General features: G+C 59.1%; 24 protein-coding genes. 13 read left to right on the top strand and 11 right to left on the bottom strand.

Features of this window, described 5'->3' with window-relative positions; genetic code table 11:
- Positions 1 to 23: 23 nt before the first annotated feature.
- The 6 genes from ABLV64_RS00745 to ABLV64_RS00720 all read left to right on the top strand — a co-directional run bounded on the left by ABLV64_RS00745 (position 24) and on the right by ABLV64_RS00720 (position 6,273).
- Positions 24 to 356, top strand: a complete 333-nt coding sequence (locus ABLV64_RS00745; protein ID WP_002892173.1) for a YbaB/EbfC family nucleoid-associated protein — start codon at positions 24 to 26, stop codon at positions 354 to 356.
- Entirely contained in the window at positions 356 to 961 is a 606-nt protein-coding gene (gene recR, locus ABLV64_RS00740) for a recombination mediator RecR (protein ID WP_002892177.1), read from the top strand. Before ABLV64_RS00745 ends, recR begins: the two co-directional genes overlap by 1 nt.
- Positions 962 to 1,072: 111 nt before the next feature.
- A complete protein-coding gene (gene htpG / locus ABLV64_RS00735) occupies positions 1,073 to 2,947 on the top strand; it encodes a molecular chaperone HtpG (protein WP_004177228.1) in 1,875 nt (624 codons plus the stop codon).
- A gap of 222 nt (positions 2,948 to 3,169) precedes the next feature.
- On the top strand, positions 3,170 to 3,814 hold the full coding sequence (adk, locus tag ABLV64_RS00730; RefSeq protein ID WP_002892184.1) for an adenylate kinase: 645 nt from the start codon (positions 3,170 to 3,172) through the stop codon (positions 3,812 to 3,814).
- A 128-nt stretch (positions 3,815 to 3,942) separates the two neighbouring features.
- The gene (gene hemH, locus ABLV64_RS00725; RefSeq protein ID WP_017898889.1) at positions 3,943 to 4,905 is read left to right on the top strand and encodes a ferrochelatase; all 963 of its coding nucleotides are present in this window, start codon (positions 3,943 to 3,945) and stop codon (positions 4,903 to 4,905) included.
- A gap of 63 nt (positions 4,906 to 4,968) precedes the next feature.
- Positions 4,969 to 6,273, top strand: coding sequence for an inosine/guanosine kinase (locus ABLV64_RS00720; RefSeq protein ID WP_032455647.1), 1,305 nt, complete (start codon positions 4,969 to 4,971; stop codon positions 6,271 to 6,273).
- A gap of 34 nt (positions 6,274 to 6,307) precedes the next feature.
- Here ABLV64_RS00720 and ybaL read toward each other — a convergent pair whose 3' ends face one another.
- Positions 6,308 to 7,984 (bottom strand): YbaL family putative K(+) efflux transporter, encoded by a 1,677-nt coding sequence (gene ybaL, locus ABLV64_RS00715; protein ID WP_004204732.1) that lies wholly within the window; start codon positions 7,982 to 7,984, stop codon positions 6,308 to 6,310.
- A 225-nt stretch (positions 7,985 to 8,209) separates the two neighbouring features.
- Complete coding sequence (locus tag ABLV64_RS00710; protein ID WP_004204731.1) at positions 8,210 to 9,430, bottom strand: MFS transporter; 1,221 nt, start codon at positions 9,428 to 9,430, stop codon at positions 8,210 to 8,212.
- Positions 9,431 to 9,698: 268 nt separating this feature from the next.
- Here ABLV64_RS00710 and ushA point away from each other — a divergent pair, with 268 nt between their 5' ends.
- On the top strand, positions 9,699 to 11,351 hold the full coding sequence (ushA, locus tag ABLV64_RS00705; RefSeq protein ID WP_348843123.1) for a bifunctional UDP-sugar hydrolase/5'-nucleotidase UshA: 1,653 nt from the start codon (positions 9,699 to 9,701) through the stop codon (positions 11,349 to 11,351).
- A gap of 105 nt (positions 11,352 to 11,456) precedes the next feature.
- Here the strand turns inward: ushA and ybaK are convergent, their stop codons facing one another.
- The 3 genes from ybaK to copA form a co-directional block, all read right to left on the bottom strand.
- Positions 11,457 to 11,936 carry a Cys-tRNA(Pro)/Cys-tRNA(Cys) deacylase YbaK gene (gene ybaK, locus ABLV64_RS00700; protein WP_004204728.1) on the bottom strand — a complete coding sequence of 160 codons (480 nt, stop codon included), beginning with the start codon at positions 11,934 to 11,936 and terminating at the stop codon, positions 11,457 to 11,459.
- Positions 11,937 to 12,137: 201 nt separating this feature from the next.
- Complete coding sequence (locus tag ABLV64_RS00695) at positions 12,138 to 12,932, bottom strand: TraB/GumN family protein (RefSeq protein WP_023319864.1); 795 nt, start codon at positions 12,930 to 12,932, stop codon at positions 12,138 to 12,140.
- A gap of 131 nt (positions 12,933 to 13,063) precedes the next feature.
- Positions 13,064 to 15,565, bottom strand: coding sequence for a copper-exporting P-type ATPase CopA (copA, locus tag ABLV64_RS00690; protein ID WP_348843122.1), 2,502 nt, complete (start codon positions 15,563 to 15,565; stop codon positions 13,064 to 13,066).
- A 106-nt stretch (positions 15,566 to 15,671) separates the two neighbouring features.
- Here copA and cueR point away from each other — a divergent pair, with 106 nt between their 5' ends.
- Positions 15,672 to 16,082 carry a Cu(I)-responsive transcriptional regulator gene (gene cueR, locus ABLV64_RS00685; protein WP_004204725.1) on the top strand — a complete coding sequence of 137 codons (411 nt, stop codon included), beginning with the start codon at positions 15,672 to 15,674 and terminating at the stop codon, positions 16,080 to 16,082.
- Here cueR and ABLV64_RS00680 read toward each other — a convergent pair.
- The gene (locus ABLV64_RS00680; protein WP_062914531.1) at positions 16,079 to 16,537 is read right to left on the bottom strand and encodes an NfeD family protein; all 459 of its coding nucleotides are present in this window, start codon (positions 16,535 to 16,537) and stop codon (positions 16,079 to 16,081) included. The two genes, cueR and ABLV64_RS00680, sit on opposite strands and share 4 nt — an antisense overlap.
- The gene (locus tag ABLV64_RS00675) at positions 16,534 to 17,451 is read right to left on the bottom strand and encodes an SPFH domain-containing protein (protein ID WP_004204723.1); all 918 of its coding nucleotides are present in this window, start codon (positions 17,449 to 17,451) and stop codon (positions 16,534 to 16,536) included. Before ABLV64_RS00675 ends, ABLV64_RS00680 begins: the two co-directional genes overlap by 4 nt.
- Positions 17,452 to 17,591: 140 nt before the next feature.
- Here ABLV64_RS00675 and fetA point away from each other — a divergent pair, with 140 nt between their 5' ends.
- Positions 17,592 to 18,269, top strand: a complete 678-nt coding sequence (fetA, locus tag ABLV64_RS00670; protein WP_004204722.1) for an iron ABC transporter ATP-binding protein FetA — start codon at positions 17,592 to 17,594, stop codon at positions 18,267 to 18,269.
- Complete coding sequence (gene fetB, locus ABLV64_RS00665; RefSeq protein ID WP_004204721.1) at positions 18,256 to 19,038, top strand: iron export ABC transporter permease subunit FetB; 783 nt, start codon at positions 18,256 to 18,258, stop codon at positions 19,036 to 19,038. Before fetA ends, fetB begins: the two co-directional genes overlap by 14 nt.
- A 107-nt stretch (positions 19,039 to 19,145) precedes the next feature.
- Here the strand turns inward: fetB and ABLV64_RS00660 are convergent, their stop codons facing one another.
- Genes ABLV64_RS00660 through tesA form a run of 3 tightly spaced genes read right to left on the bottom strand, consistent with a single transcriptional unit; the run spans position 19,146 to position 21,481 of the window.
- A complete protein-coding gene (locus ABLV64_RS00660) occupies positions 19,146 to 20,000 on the bottom strand; it encodes a co-chaperone YbbN (protein WP_004204720.1) in 855 nt (284 codons plus the stop codon).
- A 58-nt stretch (positions 20,001 to 20,058) separates the two neighbouring features.
- Positions 20,059 to 20,868, bottom strand: a complete 810-nt coding sequence (locus ABLV64_RS00655; protein WP_072140396.1) for an SDR family oxidoreductase — start codon at positions 20,866 to 20,868, stop codon at positions 20,059 to 20,061.
- Positions 20,858 to 21,481, bottom strand: coding sequence for a multifunctional acyl-CoA thioesterase I/protease I/lysophospholipase L1 (gene tesA / locus ABLV64_RS00650; protein ID WP_025999119.1), 624 nt, complete (start codon positions 21,479 to 21,481; stop codon positions 20,858 to 20,860). Before tesA ends, ABLV64_RS00655 begins: the two co-directional genes overlap by 11 nt.
- On the opposite strand from tesA, the gene ybbA reads away from it, so the two are divergent.
- Positions 21,452 to 22,138 carry a putative ABC transporter ATP-binding protein YbbA gene (ybbA, locus tag ABLV64_RS00645; protein WP_348843121.1) on the top strand — a complete coding sequence of 229 codons (687 nt, stop codon included), beginning with the start codon at positions 21,452 to 21,454 and terminating at the stop codon, positions 22,136 to 22,138. The two genes, tesA and ybbA, sit on opposite strands and share 30 nt — an antisense overlap.
- Positions 22,135 to 24,549 carry a putative ABC transporter permease subunit YbbP gene (ybbP, locus tag ABLV64_RS00640; RefSeq protein WP_131080806.1) on the top strand — a complete coding sequence of 805 codons (2,415 nt, stop codon included), beginning with the start codon at positions 22,135 to 22,137 and terminating at the stop codon, positions 24,547 to 24,549. The genes ybbA and ybbP overlap by 4 nt, the downstream gene beginning before the upstream one ends.
- Here the strand turns inward: ybbP and ABLV64_RS00635 are convergent.
- Complete coding sequence (locus tag ABLV64_RS00635; RefSeq protein WP_032426074.1) at positions 24,511 to 24,639, bottom strand: hypothetical protein; 129 nt, start codon at positions 24,637 to 24,639, stop codon at positions 24,511 to 24,513. The two genes, ybbP and ABLV64_RS00635, sit on opposite strands and share 39 nt — an antisense overlap.
- A 91-nt stretch (positions 24,640 to 24,730) precedes the next feature.
- On the opposite strand from ABLV64_RS00635, the gene ABLV64_RS00630 reads away from it, so the two are divergent.
- Positions 24,731 to 25,876 (top strand): porin, encoded by a 1,146-nt coding sequence (locus ABLV64_RS00630; protein WP_049117067.1) that lies wholly within the window; start codon positions 24,731 to 24,733, stop codon positions 25,874 to 25,876.
- Positions 25,877 to 25,923 lie beyond the last annotated feature (47 nt).

Genomic DNA, 25,923 nt, shown 5'->3' with positions numbered 1-25,923 from the left:
ATGACTGACTGAGAGAGAAGCCTATGTTTGGTGGAAAAGGCGGCCTGGGTAACCTGATGAAGCAGGCCCAGCAGATGCAAGAAAAAATGCAGAAGATGCAGGAAGAGATCGCTCAGCTGGAAGTGACCGGCGAATCCGGCGCGGGTCTGGTGAAAGTGACCATTAACGGCGCGCACAACTGCCGCCGCGTGGAGATCGACCCAAGCCTGCTGGAAGATGACAAAGAGATGCTGGAAGATCTGGTGGCTGCCGCGTTCAACGACGCTGCGCGCCGTATCGAAGAGACCCAGAAAGAGAAGATGGCTTCCGTCTCTGCCGGTATGCAGCTGCCGCCAGGCTTCAAGATGCCGTTCTGATGCAAACCAGCCCGCTGTTAACTCAGCTTATGGAAGCACTGCGCTGTCTGCCGGGCGTCGGCCCGAAGTCGGCGCAGCGCATGGCGTTTACCCTGCTGCAGCGCGATCGCAGCGGCGGGATGCGTCTGGCGCAGGCGCTGACGCGCGCGATGTCGGAGATCGGCCACTGTGCCGATTGCCGCACCTTCACCGAGCAGGAGGTGTGCAATATCTGCAGCAACCCGCGTCGCCAGGAAAACGGCCAGATCTGCGTGGTGGAGAGTCCGGCGGACATCTACGCCATTGAGCAGACCGGGCAGTATTCCGGCCGCTACTTCGTGCTGATGGGGCACCTGTCGCCGCTCGACGGCATCGGGCCTGATGACATCGGGCTCGATCGCCTGGAGCAACGGCTGGAGGCGGAGTCGATCACCGAGGTGATCCTTGCCACCAACCCGACCGTTGAGGGCGAGGCGACAGCCAACTATATCGCGGAGCTGTGCGCGCAGTATGGCGTCGACGCCAGCCGAATCGCCCACGGCGTGCCGGTGGGCGGCGAGCTGGAGATGGTCGACGGCACCACGCTGTCCCACTCGCTGGCCGGTCGCCACAAGATTACTTTCTGAACAAATGGAGGCGGCTATCGCCGCCTCCGCTTGAAAAATTTCCCCGCTGTCCCCATCTCCCACTCAACGGTTTTTTACCCATTTAAAATGGCATTGTTGAGGTTGAATCAGATGAAAGGACAAGAAACTCGTGGTTTTCAGTCAGAAGTAAAACAGCTTCTGCACCTGATGATCCATTCCCTCTATTCCAACAAAGAAATCTTTCTGCGTGAGCTGATTTCCAACGCCTCTGATGCGGCCGATAAGCTGCGTTTCCGCGCGCTGTCGCAGCCGGATTTGTATGAGGGAGACGGCGAGCTGCGCGTGCGGGTTTCGTTTGATAAAGACAACCGTACCCTGACCATTGCCGATAACGGTATCGGTATGAACCGGGAAGAGGTTATCGACCATCTCGGCACCATCGCCAAATCCGGCACCAAAGCGTTCCTCGAATCGATGGGTTCCGACCAGGCAAAAGATAGCCAGCTGATTGGCCAGTTCGGTGTCGGCTTCTATTCGGCCTTCATCGTGGCGGATAAAGTGACCGTCCGTACCCGTGCGGCAGGCGATAAACCTGAGAACGGCGTGTTCTGGGAATCCGCCGGCGAAGGGGAATATACCGTGGCTGACATCACCAAAGCCGATCGCGGGACCGAAATCACCCTGCATCTGCGCGAAGGTGAGGACGATTTCCTCAACGACTGGCGCGTGCGCTCCATCATCAGCAAGTATTCCGACCATATCGCGCTGCCGGTTGAGATTGAGAAACGGGAAGAGAAAGACGGCGAAACCGTTATCAGTTGGGAAAAAATCAACAAGGCACAGGCCCTGTGGACTCGCAGCAAGTCTGAAGTTAACGACGACGAATACAAAGAATTCTACAAGCACATTGCCCATGACTACAGCGACCCGCTGACCTGGAGCCACAACCGCGTGGAAGGTAAGCAGGAGTACACCAGCCTGCTGTATATCCCGTCGCAGGCGCCGTGGGATATGTGGAACCGCGATCATAAACACGGCCTGAAGCTGTACGTCCAGCGTGTGTTCATCATGGACGACGCCGAGCAGTTTATGCCGAACTACCTGCGCTTCGTACGCGGCCTGATAGACTCCAACGATCTGCCGCTGAACGTCTCCCGTGAAATTCTGCAGGACAGCAGCGTGACCCGCAACCTGCGCACCGCGCTGACCAAACGCGCACTGCAGATGCTGGATAAGCTGGCGAAAGACGACGCCGAAAAATATCAGACCTTCTGGAAACAGTTCGGCCTGGTGCTGAAAGAGGGGCCGGCGGAAGATCCGAGCAACCAGGAGGCGATCGCCAAACTGCTGCGCTTCGCGACCACCCATACTGACTCCTCCGCGCAGACCGTGTCGCTGGAAGAGTACGTCTCACGCATGAAAGAAGGTCAGGAGAAGATCTACTATATCACTGCCGACAGCTATGCGGCGGCGAAGAGCAGCCCGCACCTCGAGCTGCTGCGTAAGAAAGGGATCGAAGTGCTGCTGCTCTCCGATCGCATCGACGAGTGGATGATGAGCTACCTGACCGAGTTCGACGGCAAAGCGTTCCAGTCTGTCGCTAAAGCCGACGAGTCGCTGGACAAGCTGGCGGATGAAGTGGACGAGTCCACCAAAGAAGCCGAAAAAGCGCTGGAGCCGTTCGTTGAGCGTGTGAAAAACCTGCTTGGCGACCGGGTCAAAGAGGTGCGTCTGACCCATCGTCTGACCGATACCCCGGCGATTGTCACCACCGATGCCGACGAGATGAGCACCCAGATGGCGAAGCTTTTCGCGGCTGCGGGCCAGGCGGCGCCGGAAGTGAAATACATCTTCGAACTGAACCCGGCGCATCAGCTGGTGAAACGCGCAGCCGATACCCAGGATGACGCGCAGTTCGGCGAATGGGTGGAACTGCTGCTGGATCAGGCGCTGCTGGCCGAGCGCGGCACGCTGGAAGATCCGAACCAGTTTATCCGCCGTATGAACCAGCTGCTGGCTTCCTGACGCGAACCTGAACGAGTAGCCCGGCCGAGCGACGCGACGCCGGGAACGGGATAAATGCCCCGTCTGAGCGATTTGCTCAGACGGGGCATTTCACATTGGATTGCATAAAATATCTCACCATTAACCGTTTCAGCCGCACCGCCTTCCTTGAGCCATCGCCGTTCTGGTGGTATGGTTTAGCGTTTTTGAAAAATTGAATCGACTTTTGAGGGGATTTTCGTAATGCGTATTATTCTGCTTGGCGCTCCGGGCGCGGGTAAAGGAACTCAGGCTCAGTTCATCATGGAGAAATACGGTATTCCGCAAATCTCCACCGGCGATATGCTGCGCGCTGCGGTAAAATCCGGCTCTGAGCTCGGTAAGCAGGCGAAAGACATCATGGACGCCGGCAAGCTGGTGACCGATGAGCTGGTTATCGCGCTGGTTAAAGAGCGTATCGCCCAGGAAGATTGCCGTAACGGCTTCCTGCTGGACGGTTTCCCGCGCACTATTCCGCAGGCTGACGCCATGAAAGAAGCGGGCATTACCGTTGATTACGTGCTGGAATTCGACGTGCCGGACGAACTGATTGTCGACCGTATCGTTGGCCGTCGCGTTCACGCGGCATCCGGTCGCGTATACCACATCAAATTCAATCCGCCGAAGGTGGAAGGCAAAGACGACGTGACCGGCGAAGAGCTGACCACCCGTAAAGACGACCAGGAAGAGACCGTGCGTAAGCGTCTGGTGGAATATCATCAGATGACGGCGCCGCTGATCGGCTACTACACCAAAGAAGCGCAGGCGGGCAACACCAAATACGCCAAAGTCGACGGCACCAAAGCGGTGGCTGACGTGCGCGCCGAACTGGAAAAAATCCTCGGCTGATAAAGCCTTTTCTCATCCTGCTGCGGCAGGATGAGAACTCCTCTCATTCCTACCTTTTGCTATGATTGGTTCCGTTTAGCGCCATTTCAGCTACAATTGGCTGCGATTCAAATGGTTAAGAGGCGGTAATGCATCAGACGAAAACAGGTATCTTGCTGGCCAATTTAGGCACTCCCGATGCGCCCACCCCCGGTGCGGTGAAGCGTTATCTGCGACAATTCCTCAGCGACAAACGGGTGGTGGATACGTCTCGTCTGCTATGGTGGCCGCTGCTGCGCGGCGTCATACTGCCGATTCGCTCTCCCCGCGTGGCTAAACTCTATCAGTCCGTCTGGATGGAAGAGGGGTCGCCGCTGATGGTATACAGCCGTCGCCAGCAGCAGGCGCTGGCTGCCAGACTGCCGGATACCCCGGTGGCGCTGGGCATGAGCTATGGAACGCCGTCGCTGGCCAGCGCGGTGGATGATTTACTGGCGCAAGGGGTGGGGCACATCGTGGTGCTGCCGCTGTATCCGCAATATTCCTGCTCGACGGTGGCTGCCGTCTGGGATGAGCTGGCGCGGATCCTCGCGAAAAAACGCGCCATTCCCGGTATCTCGTTTATTCGCGATTACGCCGGGCACCCGGACTATATCCATGCTCTGGCGGCCAGCGTGCGCGCCTCGTTTGCCGTTCATGGGGAACCGGATCTGCTGCTGCTTTCCTATCATGGGATCCCGCAGCGCTATGCCAACCAGGGAGATGATTATCCTCAGCGCTGTCGTGATACCACGCGGGAACTGGTCTCCGCGCTGGGGCTGCCACCGGAGCGGGTGATGATGACCTTCCAGTCGCGCTTTGGGCGGGAACCCTGGCTGACGCCGTACACCGATGAGACGCTGAAGATGCTCGGCGAGAAAGGGACGAAGCATATTCAGGTGCTGTGCCCGGGCTTTGCCGCCGACTGTCTCGAAACGCTGGAAGAGATCGCCGTCCAGAACCGGGAAATCTTCCTCGAAGCGGGTGGCAAGCAATATGAATACATTCCGGCGCTTAACGCGGACGCCGCGCATATTGAGATGATGGTCAACCTGACGGCGCCTTATCGCTGATCGCGCGCAGGGCGGGGAATATGCTACTATTTCCCGCTTGTTCCCTGTTATTTAAGCGCCACTATGAAATTTCCCGGTAAACGCAAGTCCAAACACTATTTTCCCGTTAACGCCCGCGACCCGCTGCTGCAGCAAATTCAGCCGGAGAATGAATCCAGCGTCTCCTGGGTGGTGGGTATTGACCAGACGCTGGTGGATATCGAAGCGAAAGTGGATGAGGCGTTTATCGTGCGCTACGGCCTGAGCGCGGGCCACTCTCTGGTGATTGAAGATGATGTCGCCGAGGCGCTGTACCAGGAGCTGGTGCGCAATAATCTTATTACTCATCAGTTTGCCGGCGGCACGATCGGCAATACCATGCACAACTACTCGGTGCTGGCGGACGATCGCTCGGTGCTGCTTGGCGTCATGTGCAGTAATATCGAAATCGGCGGCTATGCCTATCGCTACCTGTGCAATACCTCCAGCCGTACCGATCTGAACTATCTGCAGGGCGTTGACGGCGCCATTGGCCGCTGCTTCACCCTGATCAGCGATAGCGGCGAGCGCACCTTCGCCATTAGCCCGGGTCATATGAACAAGCTGCGCCCGGAAAGCATTCCGGAAGCGGTGATCGCTGGCGCCTCGGCGCTGGTGCTGACCTCCTACCTGGTACGCTGCAAGCCGGGCGAGCCGATGCCGGACGCGACGATGAAAGCCATCGAGTATGCCAAAAAGCATGATGTGCCGGTGGTGTTAACTCTTGGTACCAAATACGTGATTGCCGATAACCCGGCGTGGTGGCAGCAGTTCCTGCAGGATCATGTCTCGATTCTGGCGATGAATGAAGAGGAAGGGGAAGCGCTGACCGGTTTTGCCGATCCGCTGTCGGCGGCGGACAAAGCGCTGGACTGGGTCGACCTGGTGCTGTGCACCGCCGGACCGGCGGGGCTATATATGGCGGGCTTCACCGAAGAAGAGGCGAAGCGTAAAACCCAGCATCCGCTGCTGCCGGGGGCGATCCCGGAATTTAACCAGTTTGAATTCAGTCGCGCGATGCGTCACCAGGACTGCGTCAATCCGCTGCGTATTTATTCGCACATCGCGCCGTATATGGGCGGCCCGGAGAAGATCATGAACACCAACGGCGCAGGCGACGGCGCGCTGGCGGCGCTGCTGCATGACATCACCGCCAATAACTACCATCGCAATAACGTACCCAACTCCAGCAAACACAAATGCAAATGGCTGACCTACTCCTCGCTGGCGCAGGTGTGTAAATATGCCAACCGCGTGAGCTATCAGGTGCTGAACCAGCACTCGCCGCGTTTAACCCGCGGCCTGCCGGAACGTGAGGACAGCCTGGAAGAGGCGTACTGGGATCGATAAGCGAGTCCCTCTCCCGACGGGAGAGGGCTGTACATCAGCCAGTGACCACTTCACCGGCGGGTGGCGTTTCCAGAAGCTGCAGCATGGCGCGGGCAATTTCCCGCTCGCCCATCACCACCTGATTGGCCCCACGGTCGATAATGTAATCCACTTCATCATCGTAATGGGCGCGGGCGATAATCTCGATATTCGGACATTTTTCCCGTGCGGAGGCGACAATCTCGCCGGCCTCATAGCCGTTGGGAATGGTCAGCAGCAGCCAGCGAGCGCAGTCGAGATGCGCCAGCTCCATGATCTCTTCATTGGCGGCATTGCCCAGCACCGCGCTGATCCCGCGCTCGCGTAGCTCATCCACGCGGGTGCGCGAGGTTTCAACCACCACCAGCGGGATCCCCTGGGCCATCAGCTTCTCGCCCAGCAGGCTGCCGACGCGGCCGAAGCCGACCAGCAGCGCGTGGTTGCAGATATCGACCGGCACCTGCTTCTCGTCTTCCAGCACCTCTTCCAGGGTCTGCTCGTCGAGGGTTTCGGTTTTATCGAGATATTTCTCCAGCAGGGTAAACAGCACCGGGTTGAGCATAATCGAGATGATCGCCCCGGCCAGCACCAGGTTTTGCCCGGCCTGCGGCAGCAGGTTAAGCGCCATCCCCAGGCCGGCGAGAATAAAGGCAAATTCACCAATCTGCGCCAGGCTGGCGGCAATCGTCAGTGCGGTACGCGGCGAGTGGCCAAACATACGCACGAGGAAAAAGGCGGCTGCGGATTTACCAAAGATAATGATCGCCAGCGTCGCCAGCACCGCCAGCGGCTGCTGGACCAGCACCATTGGGTCAAACAGCATGCCGACGGAGACAAAGAACAGCACCGCAAAGGCGTCGCGCAGCGGCAGGGTGTCATGGGCGGCGCGGTGGCTCAGCTCGGATTCATTAAGCACCATGCCGGCAAAGAAGGCGCCGAGGGCGAAGGAGACATCAAACAGCTCCACGGCGCCGAAGGCGATGCCCAGCGCCAGGGCCAGCACCGACAGGGTGAACAGCTCGCGCGAGCCGGTGGCCGCGCTGCGGGACATGATCCACGGCACCAGCCGACGGCCGACCAGCATCATGATGGCGATAAAGGCCACCACTTTGCCAATGGTGATCCCGAGGTCGAGGGCGAGGGAAGCGAAGCCGACGTTGCCTTTCTCCGCCATACCGGCCACTGCCGGCAGCAGGACCAGCGTCAGGACCATCACCAGGTCTTCCACAATCAGCCAGCCGATGGCGATCTGCCCGCGCTGACTGTCAATCAGCTGTCGTTCCTCCAGGGCGCGCAGCAGCACCACGGTACTGGCGGTAGAGAGACACAGGCCAAAGACGATGCCGGTCATCAGCGACCAGCCAAGGGCGGCGGAGAGCGCCATACCCAACAGCGTCGCCACAGCTATCTGGGCGATGGCCCCGGGAATGGCGATCGACTTTACCGCCATCAGATCCTTGAGGGAAAAATGCAGCCCGACGCCGAACATCAGCAGGATCACGCCGAGTTCCGCCAGTTCCGGAGCCAGTTTGGTGTCAGCAACAAAGCCAGGGGTGAAAGGTCCGGCCAGCACGCCCGCTAAGAGATATCCCACCAGAGGAGAAATACGTAGCTTATTGGCAATCATGCCGAGAATAAAGGCGAGCACGAGGCCGCCGACAATGGTGGTGATTAGCGGTGTTGCGTGGTGCATTCCGTCTCCTTTCCAGTGGTGAATCGGTCCATTTTGCTACCCTGTCCGCGTAATAGTTTATGACAAAAACGTTCACTTTGTTTATGAATAATTCTTGAATTGTGCAAAAAAATGCAATTAGGGGATGAAAAGGCACAGAAGGGAAAATCGAGGGAGGAATGCGCGCATCAGGCCGATGGCGCAAGGGGTAACGGCGGCCAACGTTACACTTTGGCCGCCGGATAATCAGGCTTTTTGCCGGTTATCAGGAAGAAATATCGTCAGGAATCCCAGCAGCGGCAGGAAGGCGCAGATTTTATACACCAGGTCGATACTGGTATGGTCCGCCAGCAGGCCCAGCACCGCGGCGCCAAGGCCGCCCATGCCAAAGGCGAAGCCGAAAAACAGACCAGAAACCATACCGATACGTCCCGGCAGCAGCTCCTGGGCATAGACCAGGATAGCGGAGAAGGCCGAGGCGAGGATAAAACCAATGATCACCGTTAAAATCCCGGTCCATTCAAGGCTGGCGTAGGGTAAAACAAGGGTGAAGGGCGCCACACCGAGGATAGAGCCCCAAATAACATATTTTCGCCCAATCTTATCGCCAACGGGCCCGCCAATCACCGTCCCGGCGGCCACCGCGAACAGGAAGGCAAACAGATGCAGCTGGGCATTTTGCACCGATAAGCCGAACTTATGCATCAGATAAAACGTGTAATAGCTGCTGATGCTCGCCATATAGAAATATTTCGAGAAAATCAGCATCAGCAGAATACCTACCGCCAGAATCACCTTATTGCGCGGCAGCGGATTGACGATCGCCGGCTTCGGTTTGCCCTTATTCATCCGGTGCTGTGCGGCGTACCAGCGGCTGATTTGCGACAGCACGACGATAGCCAGCAGGGCGGCCAGTACGAACCAGGCGACGTTGCCTTTACCATACGGGGCGATGATCACCGCCGCCAGCAGTGGACCAAGCGAACTGCCGAAGTTGCCGCCGACCTGGAACAGCGACTGGGCCAGGCCGTGACGGCCGCCGGAGGCCATCCGCGCCACGCGGGACGATTCCGGATGGAAAACCGAGGAGCCGGTACCCACCAGCGCGGCGGCCAGCAGCACCATACCGAAGCTACCGGCCAGCGCCAGGAGGATCAAACCGCAGAGGGTAAAGCACATGCCCACCGGCAGCGACCACGGCATCGATCGTTTATCGGTAATATAGCCAATCACCGGCTGGAACAGCGATGAGGTGAGCTGGAAGGTGAGGGTGATCATCCCGATCTGCACAAAGGTAAGGGAGAACTCGGCCTGCAGCAGCGGGTAGATCGCGAGAATGAGCGACTGGATCATATCGTTAAGCAAATGGGACAGGCTGATCGCGCCTAAGATGCCAAACGAGGTGCGCGCTTTTTGCGGCGGCGCAGCGGGGCCGGACACGGGTTGAGCGGTCTGATTGATTGCCATAGGTTCACGTCACTTTTTTATATAGCTTTCGTTATTTGTACGCCATGCGACTGCCCTGATTTTCCCGGCTACTGCATGGGAAATATGACGAACGGGCTAACGCACTGCCATACAACGCGAAGGCGTATAGAGGATGCAGGTGGAATTATTATCCAACTAACATACCTGCTGACAAGGTTTGAAGGAAGTCGCAATTCTGAAAACATATTTGTCAATGCGGCTAACTCGCTATACTTTCGGCACTTGGGATTAAGTCAGGGAGTGAAGCATGCATTGTTTAAAACACAGCGTGGCGCTGGCGTTATTCGCCGCGTTATCGCTGGGCAGCCTGTCCGCGCAGGCCTATGAGCAGGATAAAACCTATAAAATTACCATCCTGCACACCAACGATCACCACGGCCATTTCTGGCGCAATGACTACGGCGAATATGGCCTGGCGGCGCAGAAAACGTTGGTGGACGGTATTCGTAAAGAGGTGGCGGCTGAAGGCGGTAGCGTTCTGCTGCTGTCCGGCGGGGATATCAATACCGGGGTGCCGGAGTCTGATTTACAGGATGCAGAGCCCGATTTTCGCGGCATGAACCTGATCGGCTACGACGCGATGGCGGTGGGGAACCACGAGTTTGATAATCCGCTGAGCGTGCTGCGCCAGCAGGAAAAGTGGGCGAAGTTCCCGTTCCTGTCGGCCAATATTTATCAGAAAAGCACCGGCGAACGGCTGTTCAAACCCTGGGCGCTGTTTAAGCGCGGCGGGTTAAAAATCGCGGTGATTGGCTTAACCACTGACGATACGGCCAAGATTGGCAATCCAGAATATTTCACCGATATCGAATTCCGCAAACCGGCGGAAGAGGCGAAGCTGGTGATCCAGGAGCTGCAGCAGAATGAAAAGCCGGACGTGATCCTGGCCACCACCCATATGGGCCACTATGACAACGGCAACCACGGCTCTAACGCGCCGGGGGATGTCGAGATGGCGCGGAGTTTACCCGCGGGCTCGCTGGCGATGATCGTCGGCGGTCACTCGCAGGATCCGGTGTGCATGGCGTCGGAAAATAAAAAGCAGGTCGACTATGTGCCAGGGACGCCGTGCGCCCCGGATCTTCAGAACGGCATCTGGATCGTCCAGGCGCATGAGTGGGGCAAATACGTCGGCCGCGCCGATTTTGAGTTCCGCAACGGCGAGATGAAGCTGGTGCACTATCAGCTGATCCCGGTCAACCTGAAGAAAAAAGTGACTTACGATAACGGCCAAAGCGAGCGGGTGCTGTATACGCCGCAGATCGCGGAGAACCCGCAGATGATGTCGCTGCTGACGCCGTTCCAGAACAAAGGTAAGGCGCAACTGCAGGTCAAGATCGGCAGCGTGAATGGTCATCTGGAGGGCGATCGCAGTAAAGTGCGTTTCGTGCAGACCAATATGGGCCACCTGCTGCTGGCGGCGCAGATGGCGCGCAGTAATGCGGATTTCGCGGTGATGAGCGGCGGCGGGATCCGCGACTCCATTGAGGCGGGCGATATCACCTACAAGGATGTGATGAAGGTCCAGCCGTTTGGCAATGTGCTGACCTATGTCGATATGAGCGGCAAGGAGGTGGTGGATTACCTGACCGCCGTCGCGCAGATGAAGCCAGATTCCGGCGCCTATCCGCAGTTTGCCAACGTCAGCTTTGTGGCCAAAGACGGCAAGTTGAACGATCTGAAAATCAAAGGCGAACCGGTGGATCCGTCGAAGACCTATCGGATGGCGACGCTGAGCTTTAACGCCACCGGCGGCGATGGTTACCCGAACATCGCCGATAAACCTGGGTATGTGAATACCGGCTTTATCGATGCCGAAGTGCTGAAAGAGTATATCGAGAAGAACTCGCCGCTGGATGCCGCCGCCTATGAGCCGAAAGGCGAGGTGAGCTGGCAGTAAGCCTGGGTTTCGGGTGAGCTATTTCCACGGTGGCGCTACGCTTACCGTGGCTATGAGTTGGGGAGCCCGGATAAGGCGCGTGCGCCGCTATCCGGGATAGTGTTATCAATCGCGGCGGGCGATATCGGCGAACTTCGCATCCAGAAGCTGCGCCAGATCGCTGGCCGCCAGCTCAATATCCAGCCCGCGTTTGCCGCCGGAAATATAGATAGTGGCAAATTCCTGCGCCGGGGCGTCAATCACCGTCGGCAGGCGCTTCTTCTGCCCCAGCGGACTGATACCGCCCACCAGATAGCCGGTGATACGCTGCGCCACCATCGGGTCGGCCATGTCGACTTTCTTGGCGCCCAGCGCTTTCGCCACTTTCTTCAAATCCAGTTGCCCGGCGACCGGGGTGACGGCGACCGCCAGATGCTTCATATCGCCATTAACGGCGACCAGCAGGGTCTTGTAAACCTGATCGGCATTGAGGCCGAGCTTGCGCACCACTTCATCACCGAAGTTGGTCTCATTGGGATCGTGATCGTAACTGTGGATCTGAAAGGGAATTTTGTTTTTTTCGAGTAATTTAACGGCGGGAGTCATAGCTATCCTTCTTACCAACCGGTTTTGCGTGACGTCAGAATACGCCCGCAGGTTGTCTAAAAAATAGTACCATCTTGCGCAATAGTGTTGGCAGTGATGGTCACTTTGAGCGACAATCAGACGATCCGGGATACAAATCCCGGGATAATAATAATGATGAAATTCCTCTTTGACGGGCCAATAGCAATATTGGCCATTTTTTTATGTCAGCATATCCGGCAGATTCCCTTCGCCATACAGATGCAGCGCGCCGACGGCGACCACGTAGCGCCCCGGCGGCAAGGCCAGCAGCGTCTCGCGCCAGGCGAGATTGCGCTGATGCATCAGCACATCATATAAAGACTGGCTGAAGGTCGTCGGCAGCGATACCGCACCGCGCGACGGCGGTTGCTCCAGCCACCAGCCGATCATGACCTGCAGTAAACGGGCGTTGGTGCGCCAGTGGGTCAGCGTATCTTCCAGCAGCGCCATTCCGCCATCGGGCAGGTCGCGCAGCAGCGCGATCTGGCTGTCGGCGCCTTCCAGCTCCATCACCGCTATGTTGCTCTCGCGGGCGGCCATCAGCAACTGATAATCGATACCGTAATCCGGCCGCAGCCCCAGCTTCTGCGCCTGGGTGGCCTGCAGAACCATCGCCACCTGCCACAGCGGCTGGCTGTCGAACAGCTCGACCGACAGGCCCAGCTCGCCGGCTCGCGCTTGTAGCTCGCTCAGCTGCGCGTCGCTCAGGCGCTCCGCCAGCGGCGGATAAGCGGGGAGATTGCTAAACGGGGTTTCATTGCCGCTGATATCGGCCTCGACGATTAACGCATCGGCCTGGCGTATTTTTTTCAGCAGTTTCGCTGGCGGCGGCGCCATGTCGCGGGTGCCCATATGGATGCTGCCGACGAGGTGCAGATAGCGTTCGCCGGGCAGGACGATATCCATCGCAGGCCAGGAATAAGACGAGCCGACGGCGGCTCGCCACAGCATTTTTATCCGGTTTAACAGGCCCATACGCGCTCCGAAGTGTGAGGCATTCATGCTAGCGCATATGGTGATACACGTCACCCTTCCGGCGGGCTTTTCTTGCCCCGGAAAAAAAGCGGGCGCCGATCCTGTCAGCGTCCGCTTTCCTGCAACAGCGTTTACTCTTTTGGTTTAAAGCGCAACAGGCGGTTAGCGTTACTCACCACGGTGATCGACGACAGCGCCATCGCCGCGCCGGCGACCACCGGATTGAGCAGCGTGCCGGTCAACGGCCAGAGGATCCCGGCGGCAATCGGGATGCCCAGCGAGTTGTAGACAAAGGCCCCCAGCAGGTTCTGCTTCATATTGCGTAAGGTCGCCTTCGAAATCGCCAGCGCATCGGCCACGCCGTGAAGGCTATGGCGCATCAGGGTGATCGCCGCGGTTTCAATAGCGACATCGCTGCCGCCGCCCATGGCGATACCGACATCCGCCTGCGCCAGCGCCGGGGCATCGTTAATCCCATCGCCAACCATCGCCACTTTGTGCCCCTGGCTCTGCAGACGCTTAATGGCGTCGGCTTTACCGTCCGGCAGCACGCCGGCAATCACTTCATCAATGCCGGCTTCTTTGGCGATGGCATTCGCGGTAGTGGGGTTATCCCCGGTGAGCATCACCAGGCGGTAGCCCTGACGATGCAGGCGCGCCAGGGCGTCGACGCTGTCTTCGCGCAGCGGGTCACGGATGGCGAACAGCGCGGCCGCCTGACCATCCACCGCCAGCAGCACCGGCGTAGCGCCGCGCGAGGCCTGCGCCATCATCTCGCTTTCTATATCGCTGGTGGCGATATGCTGCTCGTTGAGCAGCGCCTGGTTGCCGAGCAGCAGGCGATGACCTTCCGCCTCACCGCTGACGCCAAGGCCGCGCAGGGTGCGGAAGCCGCTCACTTCCGGCAACGGGCTGTCTCCGGCTTTATCGAGGATCGCTCGCGCCAGCGGATGGCTTGAGCCCTGCTCGAGCGCGGCGGCAAGACGCAGCGCGGTAATCTCATCAACGCCAGCGAAAGTTTTCACCGCCACCACCTGCGGCTTACCTTCGGTCAGGGTGCCGGTTTTATCGAACACCAGGGTGTCGAGTTCACTGGCGCGCTGCAGCGCATCGGCGTCGCGCACCAGTACGCCGTATTCCGCCGCCCGGCCAACGCCGGAGATGATCGACATTGGCGTCGCCAGCCCTAAGGCGCACGGACAGGCGATAATCAGCACCGTGGTGGCGATCACCAGGGTATAGACGATCTGCGGCGCCGGGCCGAAGAAGTACCAGATCGCCGCGCTAATCAGCGCAATGGCGACCACCGCCGGGACAAACACCGCGGAGATTTTATCCGCCAGCTGGCCGATCTCCGGCTTGCTGCTCTGCGCCTGGCGCACCATGCGGATAATACGTGCCAGCGTGGTCTGGCTGCCGACGGCGCTGGCGGTGAACAGCACGCTGCCGTCCTGCACCACGGTGCCGGCGTGAATGGCATCGCCATCGCCTTTTTGCTGTGGTACCGGTTCGCCGGTGAGCATCGCTTCATCAAACCAGGCTTCGCCCTGGCTTATCATGCCGTCAACCGGAACGCGATCGCCAGTGGTCAGGCGCAGCGTCATGCCGGCCTGAACTTCAGCGAGCGGCAGATCCTTTTCTCCCTCAGGGGTCACCACGCGGGCTGAAGGCGGCGTCAGGTCGAGCAGTTTTTCCAGCGCTTTTGAGGAGCGCTGGCGGGCGCGGGCCTCCAGCATATGGCCGAGGTTAATCAGGCCGATAATCATTGCGCTGGCTTCGTAATAGAGATGGCGGGCTTCCATCGGGAACCACTGTGGCCACAGGTTGACGCTCATCGAGTACAGCCAGGCGACGCCGGTACCGAGGGCCACCAGCGTATCCATGGTGGCGGTGCCGTTTTTCAGGCTTTTCCACGCGCTGCGGTAGAAGTGCCCGCCGGCGAAGACCATCACCGCAAGGGTGACGAGGCCGATGACCAGCCATAGCGAACGGTTGTCGTCGCTGACCATCATGTTATCGCCGATCATGCCCCAGACCATCACCGGCACGCCGACCAGCAGAGCGACAATCGCCTGCCAGCGAAAACGTTTCATGGTGGCGATGGCGGTTTCCTGCTGACGTTCGCGGCGTTCCAGATCGTCCTCGATCGCCTCCGCGCCGTAGCCCGCTTTCTCCACCGCCTGCACTAATTCTGCGGCGGACGCACTGCCCATCACCAGCGCCGTGCGTTCCGCCAGGTTAACCCGCGCCTGTGAGACGCCCGGAACCGCGGCAAGCGCGTTCTGTACCCGGGAGACGCAGCTGGCGCAGCTCATGCCGTTGATCAGCAGCTGTTGACTGTCATCTTCGTCATGGGCTGCCGGAAGCTCAGGAGTGGCCGCTGTCAGTGCTTCCGACGGGATTGATGATTCTGCCAGCGGTTTAGCCTTTGGGTGGCTGAGCTCCGCGCCGTATCCGGCTTGTTTAACGGCTTCAATCAGCGCTTGTGCGCTGGCGCTGCCCGTCACATGGGCTTCAGTGAGGGTGACTTCCGCTTGCTCAACGTCAGGATGCTGTTCCAGACTCTCTTTCACGCGTTTGACGCAGTGGCCGCAGGAGAGGCCATCCAGCGTCAGGTCGATAGTGTTAGACATAAATAACTCCTGAATAATTGTCCGGTCAACGATTGACCAGAACCACTCTTTCATCGAGTATTAAGAAGGTTAAACCTTCCAGCAAGGGGAAGGTCAAGGAGAAAAAATGAATATCAGCGATGTGGCGAAAAAAACCGGCTTAACCAGCAAAGCGATTCGTTTTTACGAAGAAAAGGGGCTGGTGACGCCGCCGTTGCGCAGCGAAAACGGCTACCGCACCTACGGTCAGCAGCATCTCGATGAACTGACGCTGCTGCGCCAGGCGCGGCAGGTGGGGTTTAACCTGGAAGAGTGCCGCGAGCTGGTGGCCTTGTTCAACGACCCGTCGCGGCACAGCGCCGATGTGAAAAAACGCACGCTGGAGAAAGTGGCGGATATCGAGAACCATATCCGCGAGCTGCAAAATATGCGCGCGCACCTGCTGGCGCTGGCCGAATCCTGTCCCGGCGACGACAGCGCGGAATGCCCGATTATCGATAATCTTTCCGGCTGCTGTCATCGCAAGGCGCAGGCTTAACGAACGACGGGTTTTATCCGTAGCGTAATCCCTTCCACGGCGACCACTTCGACTTGACTGCCTGGGGCGAGGTCCTCGTCAGCCATCACCGGCCATGAGCTGTCGCCCACGCGCACGTGGCCGCGGCCGTTTACCAGCGGGGCATCCAGCGTCAGACGGCGGCCTATCAGCTGCTGCCCGCGCTGGTTGAGTTGAGCATCGGCAGGACGCTGCAGTTTGACGCGCTTGCGCAGCCACTTCGACCACAGCCACGCCGCCAGCAGAGTGAGGACGGCAAACAGCGTGCCTTGCCATTCCCAGCTCAGCGGCAGGAGCCAGGTCAGGGCGCCGGTCACCACGCCGGCGACGCCGCTCCACAGCAGGTATCCGCTGCCGCCCAGCATCTCGGCCGCCAGCAGCAGCCCGCCGAGGCTTAGCCAGAACAGATGAGGGTGGGCGAGGATCATGTCGATCATGATTTTTTCCGATCGCCAGCGCCTTCTTTGATCAGCTCGCTGATCCCGGCGATCGATCCCATCAGGCTGCTGGCATCCAGCGGCATCAGCACCACTTTACTGTTGTTGGCGGCGCCAATCTGCTGCAGCGCATCGGTGTATTTCTGCGCCACGAAGTAGTTGATCGCCTGAATATCGCCTGAGGCGATCGCCGAAGAGACCATCTGGGTGGCGCGGGCTTCCGCTTCAGCGGAACGCTCGCGGGCCTCCGCCTGCAGGAAGGCGGACTGCCGCTCGCCCTCCGCCTTGAGGATCTGCGACTGCTTTTCCCCTTCCGCTTTCAGAATTTCCGCCTGACGCACCCCTTCGGCCTCAAGGATATAGGCGCGTTTGGTACGTTCGGCTTTCATCTGGGCGTTCATCGAGGCGATAAGCTCCGCCGGTGGGCGAACGTCGCGAATTTCGACGCGGGTGATTTTCACCCCCCACGGGTTGGTGGCGTCGTCAACGATATGCAGCAGGCGGGTGTTAATGCTGTCGCGCTGGGAGAGCATTTCGTCCAGCTCCATCGAGCCGAGCACGGTACGAATGTTGGTCATCGTCAGGTTGACGATCGCCTGCTCAAGATTGCTGACCTCGTAGGCGGCCTTTGGCGCGTCAACCACCTGAATAAAGCAAACGGCGTCGATGGTGACGTTGGCGTTATCTCTGGAGATAACCTCCTGTGAGGGGATGTCGAGCACCTGCTCCATCATGTTCACTTTGCGGCCGATGCGGTCCATAAACGGCACGACTAAGCTTAATCCCGGCTGCAGCGTCTGGGTAAAACGCCCGAAGCGCTCCACCGTCCACTGGTAGCCCTGCGGGACGATTTTCACCGCCGCGGCCACAATGACCAGCGCGACGAAAATAAGGATAGGAATAAAAATCAGCATCAAAAACCTCCTGTCTTGTTGCCTGGTGAAGCGCTACAAAGAAATAGCGCGTGTTTAAACTGAGTATATCTTTCTCCACCACCGGGAGAAAGGAAAGTGCGGTAAACTAGCGGTGTTTCAGAAAATAATCAGGAAGCCTCATGAAGGAAAATAACGCGCTTTTGCGTCTCGAGGGTGTGGGATTTAAGACCGACGACGCAGTTATTTTACACAATATCAATCTTGAGCTCAGACCCGGGGAATTTAAGTTGATTACCGGGCCATCCGGCTGCGGGAAAAGCACCTTGCTAAAAATTATCGCCTCGCTGCTCAGTCCGACCTCCGGACGCCTGTTTTTCGACAATGCCGATGTCGCGACGCTGTCGCCGGAAAGGTATCGCCAGCAGGTCTCTTACTGTGCGCAGACGCCGGCACTGTTCGGGGATTCGGTTTACGATAACCTGATTTTTCCGTGGCAGATCCGCAATAAACAACCGGATCCGCAGGCGCTGGTGGCCGACCTGCAGCGCTTTGGTCTGGGCGAAAATATGCTGGAAAAATCGATTAATGAACTGTCCGGCGGGGAAAAGCAACGCGTCTCGCTGATCCGCAATTTACAATTCCTGCCGCGCGTGCTGCTGCTGGACGAAATTACCAGCGCGCTGGATGACAGTAATAAACAGAATGTGAATGACATTATTCATGGCTATGCGACGGAAAAGCAGGTCGCTGTTCTGTGGGTCACCCACGATCGCAACGAAATTTCGCATGCCGATGAAGTGATTACCTTGCAGCCTGCCGGCGGAAACATGCAGGAGGTACGGCATGAACGGGCATAACATTACGAACGAATCGCTGGCGCTGTCGATGGTGCTGGTGCTGATCGCTATTCTGGTGAGCTATCGGGAAAAGCTGGCGCTGGAAAAAGATATTCTCTGGAGCATCTGCCGGGCGATCGTGCAGCTGATTATCGTCGGCTATGTATTGAAATATATATTTAACGTCAATCATGCGGTTCTGACGCTGTTGATGGTGCTGTTTATCTGCTTTAACGCGGCGTGGAATGCCAAAAAACGCAGCAAGTATATCGATAAGGCTTTTGTCTCGTCATTTATCGCCATCACCACCGGCGCCGGGCTGACGCTGGCGGTGCTGGTGTTCTCTGGCTCGATAGCCTTTGTCCCGATGCAGGTGATCCCGATTGCCGGGATGGTGGCCGGGAACGCCATGGTAGCGGTGGGACTGTGCTACAACAATATGGGCCAGCGCTTCAGCAGCGAGCAGCAGCAGATTCAGGAGAAGCTGAGCCTCGGCGCGACGCCGAAAATGGCCTCGGCGCGGCTGATCCGCGACAGCATTCGCGCGTCATTGATACCCACCGTCGATTCAGCGAAAACGGTCGGCCTGGTGAGCTTGCCAGGGATGATGTCGGGGCTAATTTTTGCCGGTATTGACCCGGTAAAGGCGATTAAGTACCAGATCATGGTGACCTTTATGCTGCTGTCGACCGCCAGCCTGTCGACGATTATCGCCGGCTATCTGACCTACCGGAAGTTCTTCAACGCCCGCCATCAGCTGGTGGTGACCCAGCTGAAAAAGCGCCCGTGAACGATCCCGGGTTGCGGCGTTCACGCCTCACCCGGGCGACTAAGGCTACGTTCCGCATCGTTCGCGTAGCCCGGATAAGCGCAGCGCTATCCGGGGCTGGCAACGGATTAGTACAGCAGCGAATAGAGCTGACGGCGGTATTTGGCGGCCAGCGCATCGCCGGTACCGAGGGCGGCGAGGATCTCCTGCAGCATCTTGCGCGCCTGGCCGTCGCCAGCGCCTAAATCCTTCTGCAGATGGCTGAACAGCAGCGCCAGCGCTTCTTCGTTACGCCCGACCTGATGCAGCTGTAGCGCCAGCTGGGAGGCCAGCTGCGCGTCCTCCGGATTCTGTTCCACCTGCTGCTGCAGCTGCTGGATTTCCGGCGTGTCGGCGGCCTGTTTGAGTAGCTCAATCTGCGCCACCAGACCCTGATAGTGGGTATCCTGATCCTGCAGCGGAATAGTCTTCAGTACGTTTTCCGCTTCATCGGAACGGTGCAGAGCAATCAGCGTTTCCGCCAACAGCAGGCCAATCTGGCTGTCCTGATTCGACAGCTGCCAGGCCTCCTTCAGCAGCGGCAGGGCATCGGCGTATTTTTCTTCCTGCATCAGGGCCAGGGCCTGCTGCGCTTTCAGCTCCTCTTCGCGGGGCAGGACTTTATCCAGCAGGGCGCGGATCGCTTCTTCCGGCTGCGGGCCTTCAAAACCGTCCACTGGTTGGCCGTTCTGGAACAGATAAACCGTAGGGATGGCGCGCAGACCAAACTGTGAAGCGAGCATCTGCTCGGCGTCGCAATCGACCTTCGCCAGCGTAAACTGGCCGTTGTATTGAGCGGCCAGGCGCTCAAGAACCGGGGTCAGCTGTTCGCAGTGCTGGCTGCGGGCAGACCAGAAGTAAAACAGCACCGGGACGTTCATGGACTGCTGTAGCGTCTGCTGCAGGTTCGCTTCGCTAATGTTGACAATATTCTGTTCGGACATGGGCATTTCTCGTTAGTCGATTTCTGTTTTACATGGGGGCGGCATGCCGCGCTTCAACTCAGCCGTGGATAATTTTGTCCATCGCGCGGGCTGGCAGCAGGCGTTTGAGCAGCGCCACCGCGTGGGTGACCAGGGTGACCGGGTAGCGCAGCTTCGGCTTATCGCTGATAAAAGCGTGGCGCACTTTTTCCACTACCGCCTCCGGCCCGAGGGTAAAACGGGCGGCGATGCCCGGGTTTTCAACGGGCTTGTCGCTTTGCGTCTGGTTGACGTTATCGGTAAAGCGGGTGCGGATCGGGCCCGGCTCAATCAGGCTGACCTTGATACCGCTGTGACGCAGCTCCATGCGCAGTGCGTCGGACCATGCCTCGAGGGCGTATTTACTGGCGGCGTAGGCGCCGCGGCCGGGGCTGGCGATAAGCCCCATCACCGACGAGGTCATCACGATGCGACCTTCGCCGTGCGGCGTCATCGCTGGCAGCAGCAGCATGGTGAGCTGATGGACGCCGAAAAAGTTAGCGGAAAACTGCTGTTCCATCTGCTGGCGGCTGATGGTGTTCAGCGGGCCATAGACGCCGTATCCGGCGTTATTGAACAGGCCGTAGAGACGATTATCGGTCAGCGCAAGCACCTCCGCCGCCGCGCGCTCCACGCTCTGCGGGTCGTCCAGATCGAGCAAAATACCGGTTAGCCCCAGCTCCTGCATCCGCGCCACGTCCTCTGCCTTGCGGCAGGCCGCCAGCACGCGAAAGCCCTGGCGGGTTAAATCCAGTGCGCTTTCCAGACCAATCCCGCTGGAACAGCCTGTCACTAAAACCGTTTTTTGCATAACTTTACCTGTCAGCGACCCCTGGCGTTCAGGAGTCATGATTAACTAAGGGAGCCAGCCGGTTCGCCATCCACTCGGCGATAAACGGCTGCGCGTCGCGATTCGGGTGAATGCCGTCGTCCTGCATCCACTGGGGTTTCAGATACACCTCCTCCATAAAAAATGGCAGGAGAGGGATAGCGAACTCTTTGGCCAGGGCCGGGTAAATCGCGCCGAAGGCTTCATTATAGCGGCGGCCATAGTTCGCCGGCAGGTGAATTTGCATCAGCAGCGGCTCGGCGTTGGCTGCTTTGATATCCTTAATAATGGTGCGCAGCGTCTGCTCGGTCTGCTGCGGCGGAAAGCCGCGTAGCCCGTCATTGCCGCCGAGCTCAACCAGCACCCAGCGCGGCTGATGCTGTTTAAGCAGCGCAGGCAGACGGGCCAGCCCTTGCTGGGAGGTATCGCCGCTGATGCTGGCGTTCACCACTGGCGTTTTCGCCTGCCACTTCTCATTGAGCAGCGCAGGCCACGCGGCGTTGGCCGCCATCCGATAGCCAGCGCTCAGGCTGTCGCCGAGGATCAGCAGCGTATCCGCCGCCATCGCGCGGCAGGTAAACAGGAACAAAAACAGGAAAGGCACATGCCAGCGGAAAACATACTTGAAGTTCATCATCTTAAGAAGTCCGTCGGTCAGGGGGAGCATCAGCTCTCCATCCTTACCGGAGTTGAGCTGGTTGTCAAACCGCGGCAGACCATCGCCCTGATCGGCGAGTCGGGCTCCGGTAAATCGACCCTGTTGGCGATCCTCGCCGGCCTGGACGATGGCAGCAGTGGGGAAGTATCGATGCTGGGCAAACCGCTGCATCGGATGGATGAGGAGGCGCGGGCGGCGCTGCGGGCGCAGCACGTCGGTTTTGTCTTTCAGTCGTTTATGCTGATCCCGACGCTCAACGCCCTGGAGAACGTCGAGCTGCCGGCGCTGCTGCGTGGCGCCAGCGATAGCCAGAGCCGGGGCGATGCCAGCGCGCTGCTTGAGCAGCTGGGGCTTGGCAAACGCCTGCACCACCTGCCGGCACAGCTCTCCGGCGGTGAACAGCAGCGGGTCGCGCTGGCCCGGGCCTTCAATGGTCGTCCGGCCATTCTGTTCGCCGATGAGCCCACCGGCAACCTCGATCGCCAGACCGGGGATAAAATTGCCGATCTGCTGTTCTCGCTTAATCGCGAACACGGCACCACCCTGATCCTCGTCACTCACGATCCGCTGCTGGCGGCGCGCTGCGACCGTCGTCTGCGCCTGGTGGATGGCCAGCTGCGGGAGGAAGCATGATCGCCCGCTGGTTCTGGCGCGAATGGCGCTCGCCGTCGCTGCTGATCGTCTGGCTGGCGTTAAGCCTCGCCGTGGCCTGCGTGCTGGCCCTGGGGTCGATAAGCGATCGGATGGAGAAAGGCCTCAGCCAGCAAAGCCGTGAGTTTATGGCAGGCGACCGCACGCTGCGCAGTTCGCGCGAGGTGCCCGCTGAGTGGATCGCGCAAGCGGGCCAGTCAGGGCTGAGCGTCAGCGAACAGCTGAGCTTCGCCACCATGACCTTTGCGGGCGATACGCCGCAGCTGGCGGACGTCAAGGCGGTGGATGACCGCTATCCGCTGTATGGCACTCTCGAGACGCAGCCGCCGGGGCTGAAGCCCCAGGCGGGCAGCGTGCTGCTGGCGCCAAGGTTGATGGCGCTGCTGAACCTGAAAACCGGCGATACGATTGACGTTGGCGACGCCACGCTGCGCATTGCCGGGGAAGTGATTCAGGAGCCGGATGCGGGGTTCAACCCCTTCCAGATGGCGCCGCGGCTGATGATGAATATGGCCGACGTGGCAAAGACCGGCGCCGTGCAGCCCGGGAGTCGCGTCGCATGGCGCTATAAGTTCGCCGGCGACGCTGAACAGCTGGCCAATTATGAGCAGTGGCTGCTGCCGAAACTCGGCCCGGAGCATCGCTGGATTGGTCTTGACCAGGACGACAGCGCGCTGGGCAAATCCCTCGAACGCTCGCAGCAATTCCTGTTGTTATCCGCGCTGCTGACGCTGCTGCTGGCCGTCGCGGCGGTGGCCGTGGCGATGGGCCACTACTGCCGCAGCCGCTACGATCTGGTCGCCATACTCAAGACGCTGGGCGCCGGACGGGCGCAGCTGCGCAAGCTGATTGTCGGCCAATGGCTGCTGCTGTTGACGCTGTCGCTGATAACCGGCGGGGCAGCAGGGCTAGCGCTGGAGCGCCTGCTGTTGCTGATGCTCAAACCGGTTCTGCCCGCCGCGCTCCCGCCGGCCAGCGGCTGGCCGTGGCTGTGGGCGGTGGGCGCGACCGGCGTGATTTCCCTGCTGGTGGGCCTGCGCCCCTATCGGCTGCTGCTGGCGACCCTGCCGCTGCGGGTGCTGCGCCAGGACGTGGTGGCTAACGTCTGGCCGCTGAAAATCTGGATCCCGACGGTCAGCGCCGTGGTGGTGGGCCTGCTGGCGTGGCTGATGGGCGGCAGCCCCCTGCTGTGGTCGGTGCTGGCCGGGGCGGTGGTGCTGGCGCTGCTGTGCGGCCTGGTGGGCTGGGGATTGCTGTGGCTGCTCAAACGCCTGACGCTCAACGCCTTGCCGCTGCGCCTGGCGGTGAACCGCCTGCTGCGCCAGCCGTGGTCGACCCTCAGCCAGCTGGCGGCGTTTTCCCTGTCGTTTATGCTGCTGGCGCTCCTGCTGGTGCTGCGCGGCGATCTGCTCGACCGCTGGCAGCAGCAGCTGCCCCCGGAGAGCCCAAACTACTTTCTGATCAATATCGCCCCTGAGCAGATAATGCCGGTGAAGACTTTCCTCGCCGAACACCAGACGCGGGCGGCGGAATTTTATCCGATCGTCCGGGCTCGTCTGACGCAGATCAACGGCCACTCCACGGACGGGAACAAAGACGAAGCGCTGAATCGCGAGCTTAATCTCACCTGGAGCGAACAGCGTCCGGATCATAATCCACTGGTGGCCGGCAACTGGCCGCCGAAGCCGGGCGAGGTATCGATTGAAGAGGGACTGGCGCAGCGGCTGGGGGTGAAGATCGGCGATACGGTGACCTTTACCGGCGATACTCAGGACTTCAGCGCGAAGGTGAGCAGCGTGCGCAAAGTCGACTGGGAGAGCCTGCGGCCCAACTTCTTCTTTATTTTCCCCTCCGGGGCGCTGGACGGGCAGCCGCAGAGCTGGCTCACCAGCTTCCGCTGGGATAACGGTCCCGCGATGTTGACCCAGTTGAACCGCGAGTTTCCTACAGTCAGCCTGCTGGATATCGGCGCCATCCTGCGTCAGGTCGGCCAGGTGCTCTCCCAGGTCAGCCGGGCGCTGGAGGTGATGGTGGGCCTGGTCACGGCCTGCGGCGTGCTGCTGTTGCTGGCGCAGGTCCAGGTCGGTATGCGCCAGCGTCATCAGGAGCTGGTGGTCTGGCGCACGCTGGGGGCTGGTAAATCACTGCTGCGCGCCACGCTGTGGGCGGAGTTTGCCCTGCTGGGGCTGGTTTCCGGCCTGGTGGCGGCGATAGGCGCCGAAGTGGCGCTGGCGATGCTGCAGACGAAAGTCTTTGATTTCCCCTGGACGCCGGACTGGCGGCTGTGGGTGATGCTGCCGCTGACGGGGGCGGTGTTGTTATCCCTGTGCGGCGGCGGGCTGGGGCTGCGTTTGTTAAAAGGGAAAGCGTTGTTCCGTCAGTTTAGCCAGTAAGATTATTGCATTTTGATGATGCGCCGCCGTTTTTGGCGGCGCTTTTATTTTAAGCGCACAAATTGATAACTCGTTGATTTTTAAGCGCACAAAACATTAAAAAACCGACAACACGCTGTACTGATTCGCGGTTAATATTCAGCTGGTAAATATAAGGTTGCTTATTAATCAAGGAAAAACTATGGCACATAAAATAAAAGCGCTGGCGATCTCGATCGGCGCAACACTGGTGTTCGCTTCATTTGCTTCTCACGCGGAGATCACGCTGCTGAAACAAGATCCGCAGGCGGGCGATCCGTTAAGCCGGCTTAACTTTACCGTCGGCGGGAGTATTCGTCCGCAATTCAACATGATGACCGGCGATGGCGATAAAGGCTCCTATAAGCGTAACGGTTTCGACGGCGGCACCCGTTTCCGCTTCGCGGCGGATTACTACCTGTTCGATGATATTAGCTGGATCAGCTACTACGAACTGGGGGTGAACATTCCGGCGCTGTTCGACTGGGATAACCACTACGCGGAAGGGGCGAACAATACTACCCGCCGCATGCTGTATACCGGCCTGAAAAGCGATACCTGGGGGACGTTAACCTACGGTCAGCAGAACAGTATTTACTATGATGTGGTGGGGGTGAAAACCGATATCTGGGACTACGACATGATCGGCCAGGCGCCGGGCAACGGCATTAACGGCGATTACGATGGTTCTTATCGTTCACGTAATATGCTGAAATATAAGAAAACCGTTGGCGATGTCGATCTTTACGGCTCTTATCTGTTCGAAGACAGCGAATACCTGCCGGGTAACGGTCTGCGCTATAAACGTAAAGGCGGCGGTTCTGTTGGCGCGGACTACCACATCATGAAGGATCTGACCTGGGGGACCGCATGGAACTACACCCGCGCCGAAATGCGCGACCCGTCAACTTCCGACAGCAAAACCTATGACCAGAACATCGTCGGTACCGCGCTGAGCTGGACCCCGGATAACTGGACCTTCTCCTTCGGCGGCGGCTGGTATCAGAACTTCCTCACCACCAAAAAAACCGATGTGCATAATTACTTCGCCGGCGACGCCTGGGGGATTGAATATTTTGCGGGCTATAAATTCCCGATCAATCAGTATGCCGTTAAATCTATTCAGCCGTACTTTATGGGCGACCGCCTGCAGTACGTGAATGGCCGCAACTACCAGCGTATCGATAACGGTCTGGGGATTAGCTTCCAGCTGGATTATGGTTTCCGCGTTGACTACGAGCACGTGTTTACCTCCAGCACCGACAATCTGGGGGATATGAACCTGGTGCGTCTGCGCTACGACTTCTAAGCGGTCACAACTCCCCGGTCGCGCTGCGCTACCGGGGCTACAAATCG

The sequence above is a fragment of the Klebsiella sp. JB_Kp031 genome, from assembly GCF_040064295.1.
GTDB lineage: Bacteria > Pseudomonadota > Gammaproteobacteria > Enterobacterales > Enterobacteriaceae > Klebsiella > Klebsiella quasipneumoniae.
This window is presented reverse-complemented; position numbering and strand designations above follow the sequence as displayed.

Coding starts and splice junctions, on each gene's coding strand:
- ABLV64_RS00745 (WP_002892173.1), top strand. CDS start 24: ATGTTTGGTGGAAAAGGCGGCCTGGGTAACCTGATGAAGCAGGCCCAG.
- recR (WP_002892177.1), top strand. CDS start 356: ATGCAAACCAGCCCGCTGTTAACTCAGCTTATGGAAGCACTGCGCTGT.
- htpG (WP_004177228.1), top strand. CDS start 1,073: ATGAAAGGACAAGAAACTCGTGGTTTTCAGTCAGAAGTAAAACAGCTT.
- adk (WP_002892184.1), top strand. CDS start 3,170: ATGCGTATTATTCTGCTTGGCGCTCCGGGCGCGGGTAAAGGAACTCAG.
- hemH (WP_017898889.1), top strand. CDS start 3,943: ATGCATCAGACGAAAACAGGTATCTTGCTGGCCAATTTAGGCACTCCC.
- ABLV64_RS00720 (WP_032455647.1), top strand. CDS start 4,969: ATGAAATTTCCCGGTAAACGCAAGTCCAAACACTATTTTCCCGTTAAC.
- ybaL (WP_004204732.1), bottom strand. CDS start 7,984: ATGCACCACGCAACACCGCTAATCACCACCATTGTCGGCGGCCTCGTG.
- ABLV64_RS00710 (WP_004204731.1), bottom strand. CDS start 9,430: ATGGCAATCAATCAGACCGCTCAACCCGTGTCCGGCCCCGCTGCGCCG.
- ushA (WP_348843123.1), top strand. CDS start 9,699: ATGCATTGTTTAAAACACAGCGTGGCGCTGGCGTTATTCGCCGCGTTA.
- ybaK (WP_004204728.1), bottom strand. CDS start 11,936: ATGACTCCCGCCGTTAAATTACTCGAAAAAAACAAAATTCCCTTTCAG.
- ABLV64_RS00695 (WP_023319864.1), bottom strand. CDS start 12,932: ATGGGCCTGTTAAACCGGATAAAAATGCTGTGGCGAGCCGCCGTCGGC.
- copA (WP_348843122.1), bottom strand. CDS start 15,565: ATGTCTAACACTATCGACCTGACGCTGGATGGCCTCTCCTGCGGCCAC.
- cueR (WP_004204725.1), top strand. CDS start 15,672: ATGAATATCAGCGATGTGGCGAAAAAAACCGGCTTAACCAGCAAAGCG.
- ABLV64_RS00680 (WP_062914531.1), bottom strand. CDS start 16,537: ATGATCGACATGATCCTCGCCCACCCTCATCTGTTCTGGCTAAGCCTC.
- ABLV64_RS00675 (WP_004204723.1), bottom strand. CDS start 17,451: ATGCTGATTTTTATTCCTATCCTTATTTTCGTCGCGCTGGTCATTGTG.
- fetA (WP_004204722.1), top strand. CDS start 17,592: ATGAAGGAAAATAACGCGCTTTTGCGTCTCGAGGGTGTGGGATTTAAG.
- fetB (WP_004204721.1), top strand. CDS start 18,256: ATGAACGGGCATAACATTACGAACGAATCGCTGGCGCTGTCGATGGTG.
- ABLV64_RS00660 (WP_004204720.1), bottom strand. CDS start 20,000: ATGTCCGAACAGAATATTGTCAACATTAGCGAAGCGAACCTGCAGCAG.
- ABLV64_RS00655 (WP_072140396.1), bottom strand. CDS start 20,868: ATGACTCCTGAACGCCAGGGGTCGCTGACAGGTAAAGTTATGCAAAAA.
- ybbA (WP_348843121.1), top strand. CDS start 21,452: ATGCCAGCGGAAAACATACTTGAAGTTCATCATCTTAAGAAGTCCGTC.
- tesA (WP_025999119.1), bottom strand. CDS start 21,481: ATGAACTTCAAGTATGTTTTCCGCTGGCATGTGCCTTTCCTGTTTTTG.
- ybbP (WP_131080806.1), top strand. CDS start 22,135: ATGATCGCCCGCTGGTTCTGGCGCGAATGGCGCTCGCCGTCGCTGCTG.
- ABLV64_RS00630 (WP_049117067.1), top strand. CDS start 24,731: ATGGCACATAAAATAAAAGCGCTGGCGATCTCGATCGGCGCAACACTG.